At 39.9% G+C, this 16874-nt stretch carries 18 protein-coding genes; 3 read left to right on the forward strand and 15 right to left on the reverse strand.

Features of this window, described 5'->3' with window-relative positions:
• Window positions 1–90: 90 nt before the first annotated feature.
• The 4 genes from pheS to PAN07_RS03980 all read right to left on the reverse strand — a co-directional run bounded on the left by pheS (window position 91) and on the right by PAN07_RS03980 (window position 3642).
• Window positions 91–1137, reverse strand: coding sequence for a phenylalanine--tRNA ligase subunit alpha (gene pheS / locus PAN07_RS03965; protein ID WP_269797162.1), 1047 nt, complete (start codon window positions 1135–1137; stop codon window positions 91–93).
• 276 nt (window positions 1138–1413) lie between these two features.
• Entirely contained in the window at window positions 1414–2130 is a 717-nt protein-coding gene (ldcB, locus tag PAN07_RS03970) for an LD-carboxypeptidase LdcB/DacB (protein WP_269797163.1), read from the reverse strand.
• A 2-nt stretch (window positions 2131–2132) separates the two neighbouring features.
• Window positions 2133–2603: an HIT family protein gene (locus tag PAN07_RS03975; RefSeq protein ID WP_269797164.1), complete on the reverse strand. Its 471-nt coding sequence runs from the start codon at window positions 2601–2603 to the stop codon at window positions 2133–2135.
• A 1-nt stretch (window position 2604) separates the two neighbouring features.
• Complete coding sequence (locus tag PAN07_RS03980) at window positions 2605–3642, reverse strand: M42 family metallopeptidase (protein ID WP_269797165.1); 1038 nt, start codon at window positions 3640–3642, stop codon at window positions 2605–2607.
• Between the two features lie 133 nt (window positions 3643–3775).
• Here PAN07_RS03980 and PAN07_RS03985 point away from each other — a divergent pair, with 133 nt between their 5' ends.
• Window positions 3776–4315, forward strand: coding sequence for a DUF1307 domain-containing protein (locus PAN07_RS03985; protein ID WP_269797166.1), 540 nt, complete (start codon window positions 3776–3778; stop codon window positions 4313–4315).
• Between the two features lie 47 nt (window positions 4316–4362).
• On the opposite strand, the gene brnQ is transcribed toward PAN07_RS03985, so the two are convergent.
• The 6 genes from brnQ to PAN07_RS04015 all read right to left on the reverse strand — a co-directional run bounded on the left by brnQ (window position 4363) and on the right by PAN07_RS04015 (window position 9492).
• Window positions 4363–5688 (reverse strand): branched-chain amino acid transport system II carrier protein, encoded by a 1326-nt coding sequence (gene brnQ, locus PAN07_RS03990; protein WP_269797167.1) that lies wholly within the window; start codon window positions 5686–5688, stop codon window positions 4363–4365.
• A 168-nt stretch (window positions 5689–5856) separates the two neighbouring features.
• Entirely contained in the window at window positions 5857–6138 is a 282-nt protein-coding gene (locus PAN07_RS03995; protein WP_269797168.1) for a rhodanese-like domain-containing protein, read from the reverse strand.
• Between the two features lie 2 nt (window positions 6139–6140).
• Window positions 6141–6725 carry a uracil-DNA glycosylase family protein gene (locus PAN07_RS04000; protein ID WP_269797169.1) on the reverse strand — a complete coding sequence of 195 codons (585 nt, stop codon included), beginning with the start codon at window positions 6723–6725 and terminating at the stop codon, window positions 6141–6143.
• A 66-nt stretch (window positions 6726–6791) separates the two neighbouring features.
• Window positions 6792–8192 carry a dipeptidase PepV gene (gene pepV / locus PAN07_RS04005; RefSeq protein ID WP_269797170.1) on the reverse strand — a complete coding sequence of 467 codons (1401 nt, stop codon included), beginning with the start codon at window positions 8190–8192 and terminating at the stop codon, window positions 6792–6794.
• A 9-nt stretch (window positions 8193–8201) separates the two neighbouring features.
• Window positions 8202–8807 carry a nitroreductase family protein gene (locus PAN07_RS04010; protein WP_269797171.1) on the reverse strand — a complete coding sequence of 202 codons (606 nt, stop codon included), beginning with the start codon at window positions 8805–8807 and terminating at the stop codon, window positions 8202–8204.
• 190 nt (window positions 8808–8997) lie between these two features.
• A complete protein-coding gene (locus PAN07_RS04015; protein WP_269797172.1) occupies window positions 8998–9492 on the reverse strand; it encodes a hypothetical protein in 495 nt (164 codons plus the stop codon).
• 207 nt (window positions 9493–9699) lie between these two features.
• Between PAN07_RS04015 and PAN07_RS04020 the strand changes: the two genes are divergently transcribed.
• A complete protein-coding gene (locus PAN07_RS04020) occupies window positions 9700–10509 on the forward strand; it encodes an amino acid ABC transporter substrate-binding protein (RefSeq protein WP_269797173.1) in 810 nt (269 codons plus the stop codon).
• 63 nt (window positions 10510–10572) lie between these two features.
• Here PAN07_RS04020 and PAN07_RS04025 read toward each other — a convergent pair whose 3' ends face one another.
• The 5 genes from PAN07_RS04025 to zapA all read right to left on the reverse strand — a co-directional run bounded on the left by PAN07_RS04025 (window position 10573) and on the right by zapA (window position 15905).
• Complete coding sequence (locus PAN07_RS04025) at window positions 10573–11406, reverse strand: metallophosphoesterase family protein (protein WP_269797174.1); 834 nt, start codon at window positions 11404–11406, stop codon at window positions 10573–10575.
• Between the two features lie 102 nt (window positions 11407–11508).
• Complete coding sequence (locus tag PAN07_RS04030; protein WP_269797175.1) at window positions 11509–12405, reverse strand: TDT family transporter; 897 nt, start codon at window positions 12403–12405, stop codon at window positions 11509–11511.
• 197 nt (window positions 12406–12602) lie between these two features.
• On the reverse strand, window positions 12603–14939 hold the full coding sequence (locus PAN07_RS04035; protein WP_269797176.1) for an endonuclease MutS2: 2337 nt from the start codon (window positions 14937–14939) through the stop codon (window positions 12603–12605).
• Between the two features lie 118 nt (window positions 14940–15057).
• A complete protein-coding gene (locus tag PAN07_RS04040) occupies window positions 15058–15606 on the reverse strand; it encodes a CvpA family protein (protein WP_269797177.1) in 549 nt (182 codons plus the stop codon).
• Window positions 15603–15905 (reverse strand): cell division protein ZapA, encoded by a 303-nt coding sequence (gene zapA / locus PAN07_RS04045; protein WP_269797178.1) that lies wholly within the window; start codon window positions 15903–15905, stop codon window positions 15603–15605. The genes PAN07_RS04040 and zapA overlap by 4 nt, the downstream gene beginning before the upstream one ends.
• A gap of 86 nt (window positions 15906–15991) precedes the next feature.
• On the opposite strand from zapA, the gene rnhC reads away from it, so the two are divergent.
• Window positions 15992–16873 (forward strand): ribonuclease HIII, encoded by an 882-nt coding sequence (gene rnhC, locus PAN07_RS04050; protein WP_269797179.1) that lies wholly within the window; start codon window positions 15992–15994, stop codon window positions 16871–16873.
• The last annotated feature ends 1 nt before the right edge of the window (window position 16874 follow it).

A 16874-nucleotide genomic window follows, 5' to 3' on the forward strand; every position in this document is an offset into this window, starting at 1 on the left:
AATTCCTTTCTTTTTCTTCGAGTCAGTCGTTCCTATTGCTACACTATAAAAAATGAGGACGACTTGTAGGATTGTGTTTAGGTTTCAATCTTATTTAAACTGTTCTGAGAAGCGGACATCGCCTTGGTAGAAACCACGGATATCGTTGATTCCGTAGCGAAGCATAGCAACACGCTCTTGACCAAGACCAAAGGCAAAGCCAGAGTATACAGTTGCATCGATACCACTCATCTCAAGGACACGTGGGTGAACCATACCGGCACCCATAATCTCGATCCAACCAGTTTTCTTACATACGTTACAGCCGTCTCCTCCACATTTGAAGCATGAAACATCAACCTCAACAGAAGGCTCTGTGAATGGGAAATAAGATGGACGCAAACGGATTTGGCGCTCTTCACCAAACATCTTTTGCACAATCAACTGAAGAGTTCCTTGAAGATCCGCCATAGAAATATTCTTCCCGACAACCAATCCTTCGATTTGGTGGAATTGGTGACTGTGGGTCGCATCATCCGTATCACGACGGAATACACGTCCTGGTGAGATCATCTTCAAAGGACCTTTTGAAAAATCATGGGCATCCATGGCACGCGCCTGAACTGGAGACGTGTGAGTACGAAGCAAGATTTCTTCTGTGATATAGAAAGTGTCCTGCATATCACGAGCTGGGTGATCCTTTGGAAGGTTCATACGTTCAAAGTTATAGTAGTCTTGTTCAACTTCAAATCCATCCACTACTTGGTAACCCATTCCGATGAAGATATCTTCGATTTCTTCACTAGTTTGTGTGAGGACGTGACGGTGACCAGTCGCAACTGGGCGACCTGGAAGCGTAACATCGATGCTCTCACTTGCTAGTTGAGCTTCTACTTTCTTTTCTTCCAAGAGCTTAGCCGTTTCTTCAAAAGCAGCTGTTAAGACATCACGAGCCTCATTTACGTGTTTTCCAATAACTGGTCGCATTTTAGCTGATACGTCCTTCATCCCTTTAAGGATTTCAGTCAGTGACCCTTTTTTTCCAAGGACTGAGACACGCAATTCTTGCATCTCTTTTTCATTTTCAGCAGTAATCTGCTTCAAGCTAGCTAGCGTTTCTTCACGAAGCGCTTTTAATTGTTCTTCAATAGTTGACATAATTCCTCCATCAGTCTCTCATAGATAAAAAGAAAACCACATGCCAAAAACTCCACTCGGAGCGTTGACACGCGGTACCATCCGTTTTCATCTGACAAGTCAGACCTTTATTTCTGAATCCATAGGCAAGTGAATTCACCCAGCTTTCATATAGAGAACTTTCAGTCACGGCTCTCCTCCCTGATATACTTTCCCTGAGATACTAGTCTTGCAGATTCCTATTTAATTATTATTCATTTTATCAAATTTCAAGCATTCTTGCAAGATATTTTGCGACTAATCAACATAGTCCCCACCTTCAAAGCCGTAATACTCTTCCAAGCTGAGACCACTTGCTGCGATTTCTTTGGCTTCTTTTCCGACGTAGCGAAGATGCCATTCCTCAGCCATATAGCCTGTTTCTTTTTCCTTACCTTTGAGATAGCGAACCACAAAACCATAGTCTGCAGCATGATCTAAGAGCCATTGGGCTGCTTTTTCTTCTGTCACTAGGTCTCCATCTGTACCGATAAGGTCAAAAGCAAGACCAGTTTGGTGTTCACTATAACCAGGTCTTGCAGAATAGCGATCTGCCGCTGCCTTGCCATCTTGATTTACATAGTTTTGATAAAGTTGAGTTTGAGTTTCATAACTTCTGAAACCACTATATTGGTCACTGATTGGGAAACCAGCTTCTTTCATAGCAGCAATCAGTTTCAATAACTCCTCTTTAGCTATTGGATTTTCACCAGGGTTATAGTCTTTAGACAAGGGATAGTGTTTATTAGCGATGACAATCTCATCGTACTTCCCTTGAATACTGTAGTAGCCCCCTTTATTGACTACTTCTGCCTTCTTCTGACTAGCTTCCTGAGACTTACTTCCGACTGTGCCTTCTTGGATTGTTTTTTCTTCAATTGCAGCAGTCGTTTCTGAATTTGCTGTTTTTTCTTGCGAACAAGCTGCCAAACTTAAAACTAATAAGCCTGACAAAATAAGATATCTTTTCTTCATCTTTAATCCTTTCGTTCTACTATCTGGTTTAAAGTTTCTGATAATGTCGCAATCAAGTTTTCCAGTCTCCGATCTTTAACGTGATATTCCTCTGCAATCATTTCTTCCCAAGGAACCCACCAGACTGGACCACGACCATTAAGACCGTGTCCCTTCATATCACCCTCTCGTCTAGGGAAAATATGCCAGTGAACATGAGCGTCTCCATTTCCCAACAACTCTACATTCATCTTTTCAGCAGAAAAAGCCTTAAAGACAGCTTCCTGAACCAGACTCATTTCCTCTAAAAAGCGGAGTTTGACAGTTGGATGTAGATGATGTAATTCTGTAACATGTTCCTTGGCTAAGAAGAGAGTATAGCCTTCAAAATACTGGTGGTCACCAATCACAACATATCCTGTTTCCAGTTCTTTTACAAAGTAGGGATTTTCCCCTGACTTAATCCATTCAATTCGTTGACAAATCAGGCACATCCTAGTCCACCAACTCACTCTTGAGATAAGCATCTACCATACGCTCAGTAGCCACTACAGAATCAATGTGAGTACGCTCGTATGAGTGACTGGACTCAATACCAGCTCCTAGAAGAGCGTGCTTGACCTCTGCTCCAGCTGACATTGCTGCAGAAGCATCTGAACCGTAAAATGGATAGATGTCTAATTTAAACGGGATGTCTTGGTCTTTTGCTAGGGCAACCAGATGTTGACGAAATTCATAGTGATAAGGGCCTGAAGCATCTTTGACACAAATAGACACTGTGTACTCATCCGTCTGCTGGTCATCTCCCATTGCTCCCATATCTACTGCTAGATATTCGACAACCTGACTAGGGATGTTTGAGTTAGCACCATGCCCCACTTCTTCAAAGACCGAGAAGGCAAAATGCGTAGTAACTGGAAGTTCAATTCCTTCTTCTTTGTAGACTTTGAGCAGATTGAGAAGAATAGCCGCACTGACTTTATCATCCAAATGACGAGACTTGATAAAGCCTGTCTCTGTCACGACAGTTCGGGGATCAAAGCTGATAAAATCACCAACCTCAATACCAAGTGCGCGTGTTTCTTTTTCATTGGTCACTTTCTCATCCAAACGCACTTCCATATTGTCCTGCGTGCGTTCAGCAGTGCCAGCGTCCTTGTATACATGACAAGAAGTCTGGTGGATCAAAATAGTACCTGAAACAGTCTTACCTGTACTGGCCACATGGACCGTACAGTTTTCGCCTTCAATCATGTTCCAAGGGTAGCCACCAATACGGTCCATTTTGAGACGACCGTCTGGCTTAACAGCGCGAACGATAGCCCCCAAGGTATCCACATGGGCAGTTACATAACGCTGTTTGTCATCATTTTTACCTTTAACAGTAACGTTGACACCACCTTTGGCAGTACGGATTGGTTGATAACCTAGTTTTTCAAGAGTCTCAACTAAATAATTCGTAATCTCACGTGTAAAACCAGTTGGTGATGCGATAGCAGTTAGTTCTTTAATATATTCTACAGTTTGATTCATTTCTTCACCTCTTCCTAATATTATATCACTTTTCCCTTTTTAGGTTGAGCAAAAATGAAAAACTTAGATAATTTGATTGCAAAATTAAGCTGTGATATAATGAAGTTAGTTCTTAATTATGAAAGGAAAAGACATGAACAAATATTTTATAATGACTCTTTGTGTAGCTTTACCATTAGCTATCTTGTTGGGATGTTCAAAACAATCATCATCTTCATCAACTAGCTCAGCAAAAAGTGAAACTACACAGGTAGACTCTACTAGCCAACAAACTACAGAAAACAAATCTGAAGTAAAAACTGTGACCTTTGTAAATGATACTCATAGTGATCTTAATTCTACTTTAACCTATACTGTAGATGGAGATAACGTGTTGAAACATTCCGGACATAATGTCTATGACCCAGAAGCTATCGGTACTACTGCAGAAAAACTCAAAACATCCGTTGAAGAAGCTTATAAAGGTTATGAAGGTCTTAAAGGTGTTACCCATAGCATTGAGATTAAAGATGGAAAAGTCGTTCAACATACTGAAATTGACTTCACAGTTGCAAGTCTTGATGAACTTAAAAAAGCCTTACCAGATGAATACTCTGGTATTGGTGACAGTGTTAGCTTTAGCGCCTCTGAGAAAATGTTAAAAGATCTTGGATATACTGAAAAAACTAACTAAGATCATTTTCAATAATAAAAAACCTTGGCATAAGCCAAGGTTTTTTATTATTCCATTTCAAATGCTTCACTTTCTTGTTTGTTTGGAAGAACAAGAGAAAGTAAGATACCGATAATCGCTGGAACCAACCAAGGCAGTGAAGCATTGGCAAATGGTAAAGAATTGATCAGATTTGTAAGAGTTGCAATCTCAAACGAACTTGCTAATACGCTAGTTACGGCAATAGCTGTAACAAGACCCATCGTCAATTGCATCCCTGGTTTTGAAAGTGGTACAAATTTGTTAACAATCACAATCATGACAATGGTAATAGTAATTGGATAGAGGATTACAAGAACAGGAACTGAGTATTTGATGATTGCATCAAGACCAAGGTTGGCAATAGCAAATCCAATCAAAGTAAATACAGTCGCATAAATCTTGTAGTCAATCTGCGGGAATCGCCCATTAAAGAACTCGGCAGTCGATACAATCAACCCAACAGTCGTTGTAAAGCAAGTAACGGTTACCATAGCTGCAAGGAATAGTTGAGCAGTCGAACCAAAGATTTCTTGAGTCGCTTGTGACAGGATATAAACCCCTGGGGTTCCACCCTTCATCGCTTCTTCTGTTACTGGGAAGTGATTTCCAAGGAAACCTAATCCGATGTACAAAGCACTAAATCCGAGTGCTACGACAATACCGACTACCCAAATAGTTGAAATATACTCTTTTTTGCTTGAAAATCCAAGTTGTTTCAAGGTTTGAACCGCAATTACACTAAAGGCAACTGAGGCAAGAGCATCAAGAGTATTGTAACCTTCTAAGAACCCTGCACCAAAGGCTGAAATTTGATAAGCTTCAGTAGCCGTTTGTGGTGCATTGGCTCCATATTTGAAGGCACCTAGAATTACCAGGATGATAATTAAAAGAGCAAATACTGGAGTCAAGATACGACCAATACGATCCAAAATCTTTGAAGGATTGAGTGCGATTAAATATGCTGCAACAAAGTAGATAAGTGTGAAGACAATCAAACCTAATCCCTTATCTGCTTCAGCCAAGAGGGGACTAATCCCGACTGCATAAGATGTTGTCGCTGTACGTGGAATGGCAAAGAATGGACCAATCGATAAGTACAAGGCTGCCAGATAAATCGTCGCAAACAAAGGCGAAATCTTTTTAGAGATTTCATAGATATAACCCTTTGGATTCAAAGTACCAATGATTAAGGTTAAAACGGCAATCCCAACACCCGAAAATACAAAACCTGCGATGGCAGGGAGAAATTGTTCCCCAGATTGAGCACCTAGGGTAGGGGGGAAAATTAAGTTACCCGCACCAAAAAATATTCCAAATAGGAGTAACCCTGTTAAAGCACCTTTTTTAGCCATAAACTCTCCTTATATAAAAAATAAAATACTTTCTTAGTATAACATGATTAAAAGCAAGAAAAGGCTATCATAAAATAATTCTAAAATGTTTTCAATTTTCTGAACTATTTTGTTTAAAAAATTCCTTGGAGAAAAGACTCTATTTCCTTTCTCCAAGGAATTTATTTTTTATTCAAAAGCATCCATACCAGCTGGAACATTGACGACATCATAACCCTTTTCTACTAGAAATTGACAGGCATGAGCTGAACGGATACCAGACTTACAAATGACATAATAGGTTTGATTTTTATCCAAGACCTCATAGGTGTCAGCCAAAGAACTCAAGGGAAGGTTTTGAGCACTTTCAATATGCACCTGATGAAACTCTGCTTCTTCTCTCACATCAATAATGGTCGAACAGCCATTCTGACACAGTTTGTAAAAATCCTCAAAAGCGATTTCTTTCATCTCTATTCTCCAATTATTTTCTTTACTCTCTTTTTCAAATCAGGCAAAACATCTGCTTCAAACCAAGGATTTTTTTTCATCCAGATTTGATTTCGTGGGGATGGGTGTACCAGAGGAAAAAATTCTGGTAAATAATCCTGATAGTGACAAACCCGCTCTGTTACTTTACCACTAACTTTCTCATTTAAATAATAGGCCTGAGCATACTGTCCTATCAAGAGCGTTAATTGAATATCTGGCAACTCCTTCAAAAGTTTTGGATGCCACTTTTCTGCAAAACCTGAGCGAGGTGGTAGGTCACCAGATTTCCCATGCCCCGGAAAATAGAAGTCCATGGGCATGACTGCAAAGTAACCTGAATTATAAAAAGTGTCTTCATCTACACCCAACCACTCTCGCAAGCGGTCGCCACTTTTATCCTTCCAGTAGAGTCCTGCTTCTTGGGTTTTGAGACCAGGTGCTTGACCGATGATATTGATGCGAGCTGTTTGTGGTGCTGCAAATAGAGGCTCTATCCCCTGCTCTGTATAGCTTTGGTTTTGTGGATCTTCCATAATAGCTTGTTTGATTTTTTGAATTTCTGACATGGATTCTTCTCTTTCTCTAGCAATTTCAAAAAGAAGTCTAAGAGTGAATCTCAGACTTCTAAATGATTATTTGATCAATTCATAGATAGCTTCAGCGTAGATGGCTGCTGCACGGAAAAGATCGTCCAAGGCGATAAATTCATTGGCTTGGTGCATGGTATCGATAGAATCTGGGAACATAGCACCATAGGCTACACCACGCTCCAAGAGACGGCCAAATGTTCCACCACCGATGACTTGTTCGTGACCTTGAAGATCTGTTTGTTTTTCGTAAACATTCAACAAAGTTTGAACAAGTGGATCTTCCATTGGAACATAGTGAGGTGTGTGACCATGTTCAGACAAGCTAACTGATACAACTGGCAAGCTTTCAAGAACTGACTTGATCTGCTCTGGGCTTGTTCCTTTTGGATAACGGAAGTTAAGGGCAATAGTATTATCAGCACTTGCTTGGTCAAAGCGGAAGACCCCAGCATTCATAGAAAGGGCACCCATCTTTTCATCCACATGAGCAACCTTCAAGTTCTTGCCTTCATGGTCATTCAAGAGAATCTTACCGGCAATGTCAAGATAGTCCTTTGCAGGACCTTCAAAGGCAAATTGGCTGAGGAAGAGGGCAAGATAAGTCGCACCGTTGACACCTGACGCTGGCATAGCACCATGGGCAGATTTACCGATAATCGTAACCTTGTACTTGCCGTTCTCTTCTTGGATTTCTCCTCTAAGCTTGTGTTCTGCAACGAAGTCGTCTAGCTTAGCTTGCAAATCAGCCAAGTCACCTGAAACAACAGCCGTTGCTGATTCAGGAACCATATTTTCACGTAAGCCACCAGTAAAGCTGTGAAGACGAGCTGCACCAGTATTTTCACCGGCAAAGTGGAGATATTCTGTGATATTCCCTTTTTCACCATTGATGATAGGGAATTCAGCATCTGGAGAGAAACCAAAGTCTGGTTTTGCTAGTCCTACGTGGGCAAAATAGTAGTCCATATCAGCCCAGCCTGATTCTTCATCAGTTCCGACAATAAAGCGAACTTTTTTAGAAGTTGGAAGGCCAAGCTCTTTAATGATTTTCAAACCATAGTAACAAGCCGTTGTAGGACCCTTGTCATCTGAAGCACCACGCGCATAGAGGCGACCATCCTTGATAGTTGGAGTGTAAGGATCGGTATCCCAGCCGCTACCAGCTGGCACCACGTCCATGTGGGCAAAGATTCCAAGAACTTCTTCTCCTTGACCAAACTCGAAATGTCCTGCATAGTTATCGACATTTTTTGTTGGATAGCCATCACGGTCTGCAATTTCAAGGAATTTTTCCAAAGCTTTCACTGGCCCTGGTCCAAAAGGATGTTGCGCATCAGCCTTGCTATCGTCACGTTCTGAGTTGATTTCCAAAAGACTGAACAAGTCAGCCAAAAGATCTTCTTTGCGTTTTTCTACTTCTGCTGTAAAATCAATTGTTGTCATATTTTCTTCCTATCTTTTTTCGATAATTTCATCAACTGGCAAGCGATAGCTTGGTTCTAGTTTTTTGTCTGTGTAACCTACTGTAATCAAAAGTTCTGGGCGAAAACGTGCATCAATGTCTAAAACTTCATTAACTTTTGATTTGTCAAAACCAAGAATAATATTTGAACCAATTCCTTGGTCTGTAAGCGCCAAGACAAGGTTCATAGCAACGAGACCTGCATTGAGGGCTAGGTAGTCACTGATTTGCTGTTCATTGTATCGAGTATACTCAGCTGGGAGATTTTTCAAGAAGTATTGAAGTTGCTCTTCAGAAAAATTCTTTGCTCCTCCAATGCGTGCAATCTTACGCGCACGTTTTGGCAAATCTGTATCAGAAAATAAGACGATCGTTACGGGCGCTTCTGAAACTTGGTCAAAGTTCGTACCATAAGCCAATTTGGCTAGTTCTTTATTTTTCTCACGAACGACGACAAATTTCCAAGGTTGGATATTGTGAGCACTTGGTGCTAAAGTAGCAATCTCAATTGCTGTACGAACATCTTTAGGATCTACAGGCTTATCAATAAATTGCTTTGTTGTATGACGTTTTTTATTTAACTCAAGAAATTTCATAATTGATTTCCTTTTCTATTTCTACTGCTTCCATTTTACCACATTCTGAAAGAGCTTGCAGAGATTTTTCATTATTCAGAGTATCAAATATCTATCAGCCATTAAACTACGACTGATTCTTAATCTACTCTATTCTAAAAAATCATTTTCCAAAAAAAGCAGGCGATGCAGCGCCTACTTTATAGATATTTTATTGGTCCAGACCAAATTTATGAGCCAGATTCTTTATGATGTCACGATAATAAATTACTTCTTTAAGTAAGTACGTACGATTTGGTTCTGGCATAAATGTATCATCAGGTCCATAAGTTGATAAATGTTCATTGTACTTTTTTGTTGCAGCTTCTAATTGTATAGCTTCTAATTTAGCTTTCGACCTCTCAAACTCTTGCTGCTCTTCTGGTAGAGAAGCTATTCTTATATCCGAAATTTTATAGGCGATTTCGTTCAGTCTAGGCATGAGCTGCTTCATTTCACCAATTTTCTTGGCCTTATTAATTTCTTCATCAGTTAAAATCGAAAATTCAGAAGTTTGAGTTTGCGTAATCTCAGTTGTTGATGAATCTATTGTTGTTACTACTGTGGTTGACTCATTACTAGCAGTCTCTGATTGTTTATTCTTAGAACAAGCTACCAAAGTTGGAACCATTAAAACTGCTAGTCCAATAGTGACGATTTTTTTCATAGTCATCTCCTTAAAATCCATTTACTAACCTATATTTTAATATTTAATACCCTTGACGTCAAAAATATATGCTAGATTTTTGTTTTTTTATACTACAAACTAATAAGGAAAAACATAATCATTCTCTATCACTTCCATAAAAAATATATATTGGCTATTTGATCGATTGTCTGGTAAGCTAGGTATCATGAAGTAAAGGAGACTCTCATGAAAAAATTATTCTTATTATTTGCTATTAGTCCCTTGTTGGTTGCCTGTGGACAATCTAAACAAGAAAGTACTTCTACTTCCACTGCTAGTCCTAAAACCATTGTCGTAGCAACTGCTGGAGACATCCCACCTTTTGACTTTGAAAAAGATGGAAGCCTAACTGGATATGATGTTGAAGTTTTAAAAGCAGTCGATGAAAAATTGGATCAATACAAGATTGAATTTCAAAAAACAGCTTGGGAAAGTATCTTCCCTGGATTGGACGCTGGCCGTTACCAAGCTGCTGCCAACAACTTGAGCTACACCAAAGAGAGAGCCGACAAATATCTTTACTCCCTACCTATTGCTAAAAATCCTTTGGTTCTCGTGAGCAGAAAAGACAAGGCCCTTACTTCTCTGCAAGATATCGCTGGTAAAACTACTCAGGATGACACTGGAACTTCTACTGCCAAGGTTGTTACAGACTGGAACCAAAGTCACTCCGACAATCCTGCAACTATACAATACTCTGGTGAGGATGTGGCTAAGCGCCTGACTGACCTCGCTAATGGTGAGTTTGATTTCCTAATCTTTGATAAAATCTCTGTTCAAAAAATTGTCCAAGACCGAGGATTAGACTTGAACGTAGTCGACTTGGAGAGCAATGACAATCCAAACAACTACATCATCTTCTCAAGCGACCAAAAAGAATTTAAAGAACAATTTGACAAGGTTCTCAAAGAACTCTACCAAAATGGAACCCTTGAAAAACTCAGCAAAACCTATCTCGGTGGCTCTTACCTACCAGATCAATCTCAATTACAATAAGATATATTAAAAACGATTGGCTAGTCCAATCGTTTATTTAGTATCTGTTAATCAAAGCAACTCTTACAAAAAATCAAAATAATTCTTCACATCCTCCACATAGCCATGCTTTTCAATTAAACTAGCTAACAAATCTCTATTATGGCCTTGATAGTTGTCCTCTCGCCGCAATTCTTCATACATTTCGATAAAGGGAAGGCCAATGCTCTTGGCTGATTCTAGCTCTGCTTCATAGTCATAAACAACCTTACGAAATTGGATATTGACTAATTCACCATTTTCAACCTCAAGTAAGGCATACTGGGCACGGTGATTTTTCAGTCCTAGCCAGTCAAAATAAGGCATACCAATCGAACCTGGATTGATGATTTGTTGACCTTGACTTCCATAACGTAGAAGTTGTTTATGGACATGACCATAGACGGCTACATCAATAGTTTCATCAAGTAACTGATCAAATTTTTCGGTATCATTTTCAACCAGCAAATCACCACCATAATTTTTCTCAGGTAAATTATGTGAAAGAGAAAAGCGCAAGCCTTCTACTTCTTTCTTGGCTACCATAGGTAGATTTCTCAACCAATCAATATGCTCTGGGTTTAGACGCTCCATCAGATACTGGGTCAATCGCATAAGCTGGATTTCTTGGGGATCCTCTAAACCATATTGCCCATCTAAAGCCTCTAACACACAATCATCCCAGTTTCCTCGAACAGATGCTGTAATGGGAAGGTCTTTCAAAAGAGCCACCAAGTCATTTGCTCCCGGCCCAGGAAGAAAAATATCTCCCAAAAGCCAATATTCAGTCGCTCCCAAATTTTTAGCGTCCTCAAGCACTCCAGCTAAGGCTGTCGTGTTGCCATGAATGTCTGATAAAATTGCAATCTTATGGTTCATTTTACACACTCTCTTTATTCGTATTTATTTATTCTAGCTATCCCTTACACCGTTATAGGTCTGCACCTTTCTTCATCTCACTTCTCCGTGCTAAGGGGTCTTTTAGTTTCTTAAATATCTCACATATTCTACTAATACGTAGACAAGGATTGTTAAACAAATGATAATCTCTAGCCAAACGACAAGGTTGAGGATCGGAAACTGCAGAATGCCTTGGGACATTTTCAATGAAGTTGCTGTAATGATAGTTGGAAAGGTTAGGGCTGAGAAGGCTGGTTGGAAACCTTGTTTTAAAATCCTTGGCAAGCGACTAAGGACAAAGAAAAAGAAGGTCTGTGATGCAAGGATCATAACTAGTAAAATCCAACTAGGAAGACTGTATCCTCCTACTCTCACTAATGCTGCTAAAAGGAGAGAAAATGGAGCACAATAGATTCCTTCTTGCCCCAGCAAAGCGAGCGGTAATGGATTTTTCCTCAAATCTTGATAAATTAGAGGGTAAAGGAAAAGGGTTAAGATAAAACCAAAAATCCAAGCTCCATAGGCAATCCCTATAATACCCACCACTGGGTAGGTCAAGCTCGCTACTGCTATTCCTACATAAAGAACCGTCCAAGTTGGTGTTGCACTGGCCCTTTGTTTAACCAAGACATAGTTCTTTGTAAAGTATAAGATGAGGTAAACATCTAGAAGAAAAGCAAACCACCAGAGAATCTGTGCAACAATGCTCATGTTCGGGGGTAAGATTCGTAATAAATACGTTGATAAAATCATCCCTGCCATGGGAAAGGTTGCCATTCCTGACAAAACAGGGGCTTTCTTTAATTCTTGCTTACTTTCATGCCAGTTATTGAGGTGGCTCACCAAAAAATAAAACCATAAAATCAAGCCTGACAAACTAAAGATTTGTGATAAAAGCGGAAAAATATCCAAGATGAGATTTCCTGCTCCAGCCAATCCCAATAAGCAACCTGAAAAGGCTAAGGGGAGTTTTTTCATACCAACCTCCGAAAATGACGTTACTATCAGTATAGCATAAATAAACCTCAGCTAGACAAGCCTTCATCAAATTTTTTGCTATAAAACGATTTCCCACTTTTAAAATAGTCACTAAGAATAATGATTGAAATTGATTCATCAAAAAAAGTACTTATCACTTGATAGGTACTCTTTTGACATTCCATTCTATAGCTTGGTTAGCCTTTAAAGGTAACGATAGTCGCTCCAGAACCACCTGCATTTTGTGGCGCATAGCCAAAGCTCTTGACCTGCTTGTTTCTTTGTAGGTACTTAGTTACACCTTCACGGATGACTCCTGTACCGATACCATGAATGATATCCACTTGAGCCATATTGTTGAGAAGAGCTTGGTCGATAAAGGCATCCAAGGCTTCCATAGCTTCCTCGTAGCGTTTGCCACGAAGGTCTAGTCGAGCCTGTGGACCTTTGCCTGCTGCACGTTTGACGACGTTGACTTGTTTCTTCTTGACTGGCGCTTCTTGCTGAGCTTGAACCAAGTCAAATTCTTTTTCTTCAAGCGTCATCTTAATCAAGCCAACCTGAGCCTCCCAACGACCATCCTTGAGTTGATTGGTCAAGGTACCCCGTTGACCATAGCTTAAAACGATGATGTCATCTCCAACTTTTGGAGCTCGTTTTTTCTTGGCCTTCTGAAGGACCTTATTTTTAGAAAGGTCAACTTTTTCAGGGGCTAACTTCTTGAGCTTAGCCTTGGCTTCGATAATTTCATGTGGTTTCAGTTGAGATTTACTGTGAAGATTTTTTAAGATATCGTCACTCTCAGAGAGTGCCAATTCAACAATCTCCGCAGCTTGCTCACGCGCCTTATTGAGTTCTGTTTCCTTCTCACGATTGAGCTCGTTGTAGAGTTTTTTTAGCGCACGGTTCATCTTGAGGTTTTCTTGCTCGACTTGGCGAATATTCTCAAGACGTTTGCGGCTTTCAAGTGTCTGCTCTTCCAACTGCTCAATAATTCGATTGACATCATTGTCTTGATTAATCTGCTTGCTAGCATCACCTACGATAACATCTGACAATCCTAGACGTTTAGCAATCTCAAAGGCATTGCTTCGACCAGGTACACCCTGCATAAAGCGATAGGTTGGGCGCAAGCTAGCTGTATCAAACTCCATGCTGGCATTCTGAACATAAGCCGTTTCAATTCCGTAGGCTTTGAGTTCAGGATAGTGAGTGGTTGCCATAGTCTTGACCTGACGCAAACGCAAGTCTTCTAGGATAGACATGGCAAGAGCAGCCCCTTCTTGGGGATCTGTACCTGCTCCAAGCTCATCCAGTAGCAAAAGCGAGTTTTGGTTGACCTTACCAAGAATATCAACGATATTAGTCATATGACTAGAGAAAGTTGAGAGACTTTGCTCAATGGATTGTTCATCTCCGATATCCGCAAAAACTTCCTCGAAAATCCCCACACGACTGCCCTTATCGGCCAAAATTGGCAAACCTGACTGAGCCATCAATTGCGTCAAACCCAAGGTTTTGAGCATAATGGTCTTACCACCCGTATTGGGACCAGTGATGACGATGGCTGTTAGATTCTTACCAAAGTGTACATCATTAGCAACAGCATTTTTCACCAAGGGATGACGAACATGGAGAAGTTGAATCTCCTGTCCCTCAGAGACTTGAGGAACTACTGCTCCTGTCTCTTGGATAAAGCGGACCTTAGCACGAATCAAGTCTAAATGCCCAATAATCCAGGCATCATTTGCAATTTCAGCTGCATGCGGTCTCACACGCTCAGAGAGTTCCTGAAGAATGCGCATCATCTCATAGCGTTCATCTGCACGAAGACTAGCAATTTCCTCACTCAGCTTGACCACTTCACGCGGTTCGATATAGACAGTATTACCACTGGCAGAAATATCATGTACCACACCAGCAATCTTGTTGCGATAGGTGTTTTTGACAGGAAGAACTTGTCTTCCATTTCGACTAGCAATGATACCTTCAGTCAACATCTGAGCCTTTTGTTTGAGAAGGTCTTGCAAGACGTCACGAACTTGGCTCTCGCTATCATGGATTTTACGACGGATTCGTGCTAGTTCTTCACTAGCAAAATTCTCAATAAATCCTGCTTCATTGATGGCTTGGAGATTGCCCTGTAAATGCGGGAAATCATGAAGTTTCTCAAACCAACTTGCCAGGTGGTCTAAGCGTACATTTTCAAGATTTTCATAAAAACTTTTTAATTCACGACTAGCTAAGAGGACGCGTTTGAGCAGAAGAAATTCCTCGATGTTGAGGTCTGCTCCCATCTCCAAACGCTTGCAAGTTGAGGCAATTGCTTTTGTAGTCAGAATGCTAAAGTGCGGATGCTCAACAAAGAGTTCTTGCATCTCCTTCATCTCTGCAAATGCCTGTCTAATTTTATCAGCCTTATCTGTTGGGACTAGCTCTTTTAACTGCTCTAGTCCTTGTTCCGTCAAAATATGAGGTTCAAATAGAGCCTTGACCTTGTTAAATTCTAGTGTTTCTAGTATTTTTGTATTCATGTTCTTTCCTTAATAGACGAGCAAATAGAACGGTCAGCAAGAGTTGGATTTTCTCATTACAGTGACTATTAAGCTCATGGAATTGTAAACAAAAGGCTAGGAAAATTTCCCGCCCTTTTTATCCGATTAATTTGGTTACCCAGATTTGTTTAATAAAGTCAGTAGTAATTGGAATACTTTGAATCATATGTTTAGCTACTAAACTTTTTTCGAGTGAATTTTGAACGACTTCCAAAGGAACTGTTGCAAGAATGGTCAATATCATCTGGAGTACAAACAAGGTCACTCCAACCGATAGAACTCCTGCTCCAATACGGAAGTATTTGCCATCAATCTTTTCTGTTGGTATTAGATTTACAAAGAGACCAAGTAAACGACCGATACTATAGAAAATCGCAAAAGCTAGCAAATAACCGATACCTGCATAAAAGACTTTGTCCAATTGAAAGAGCTGATCCGATGGGAAGAAGAAAGTACCAGTTCCTTCCTTAGGATTAGCATAGGGAATTAACAAGTGAAATTTTTCCCCTAGAGACTGGTAAGAATTGCCAGCAAAATAAGCTGAGACAATCGTTGCCACAAGATAATAAACTTGTAGGACCAAGCCTCTGCGATAGCCGATATAAAAACTCCAAGCAAGAATTAATAAGAGAAGAAACGAAATCATAAGGGATCCTCAATCTTACTTTGTTCTTGTTTAGCCGCAACAACTTGATATCTAAGTGCTTCTAATTGCTGCTCCTTATCATCAAATTCAATCTCACGACTCAACTGTGTTGATAAACAATTGATTGCTAATAAAATAGCTAGAGTCTCATCATCAGCTCCAGGCATTTGCTCTTTAATTGCTTCATATTTTTCTGTAGCAACCTTTGCTACTTCCTCCATAAAGAGGTTATCATGCTCTGTCGTTAGAGTTAATGTCTTTTTACCAAATGTAAATTTATATCGATTTATATTTGCCATAAAATTCACCTCACGATATTATACCAAATTTCACTTAGTTTGTCAGTTTTTACCAATTCTCCTGCTTTTATGGTACAATAGAGACTATGGCAAGTATAACACTAACACCAAGTGAAGAGGAAATTCAGAATTTTGTAACACACTATCAAAGTTCTCTGATTCCTAGTAAAAACCCTTATATACGTTACTTCTTTAAGCTTCCCGAGGCTAGTATATCTGTCTATACTTCTGGAAAGATTCTCTTTCAGGGAGAATCTGCTGAAAATTATGCCAGTTTTTTTGGTTACCAAACCAATCAAGAAATTAGTGGTCAAGATTTCCCTTTAATTGGGACAGATGAGGTTGGAAATGGTTCCTACTTTGGGGGATTGGCTGTAGTGGCATCTTTTGTAAGACCAGATCAGCATGACTTTTTACGAAAACTCGGGGTTGGAGATTCTAAAACACTAACTGACCAAAAGATTCGTCAGATTGCTCCCCTTCTTAAGGAGAAGATTCAACATCAAGCACTCCTTCTTTCGCCAAGTAAGTATAATGAAATCATTGGCGAACGCTACAATGCAGTTTCTGTTAAGGTAGCCTTACACAATCAAGCGATTTTTCTCCTTCTTCAAAAAGGTGTTGAGCCTGAAAAAATTGTTATCGACGCCTTTACAAGCTCACAGAACTATGATAAATATCTGAAAAATGAGGCTAATCACTTCCCAAATCCAGTGACATTAGAGGAAAAAGCTGAGGGCAAATACTTGGCTGTAGCTGTCAGTTCTATCATTGCGCGTGACCTTTTTCTTGAAAACTTAGAAAATCTTAGTCAGGAGCTTGGCTATCAACTTCCAAGTGGTGCTGGAGCAGCTTCTGATAAGGTAGCTAGTCAAATTTTACAAGCCTATGGTATAGAAGGTCTTAACTTTTGTGCCAAACTTCATTTTAAAAATACTGAAAAAGCTAGAAAACTGCTAGAAAGGTAAA

The organism is Streptococcus sp. SM5, assembly GCF_027497975.1.